1 pseudogene is annotated in these 216 nt (G+C 57.4%); it reads left to right on the forward strand.

What is annotated here, in order from left to right:
• A pseudogene (locus LKX83_RS33400) lies at nucleotides 1-216 on the forward strand (methyl-accepting chemotaxis protein); the annotation flags it as partial.

Raw genomic sequence — 216 nt, forward strand, 5'->3', positions numbered from 1 at the left:
GCTTGCTGTACTTATTCGGGAGGTCAACCATAAGTCGGAGCAGCTTGCTGCTTCCTCGCAAGAGCTTGCTGCAAGCGCCGAACAAACCAACGAGGCGACCGAGCAGATTACATCCGTTATGCAGGAAGTGGCGGGCGGCTCAGAGCGCCAGGTAAGCGGCATGGAGCAAAGCGTACGAACCATTGCAGGAATGTCAGCGGGTGCGCAAGAGATGGC

The organism is Cohnella baijiui (genome assembly GCF_020731285.1).
Classification (GTDB): Bacteria; Bacillota; Bacilli; order Paenibacillales; family Paenibacillaceae; genus Cohnella.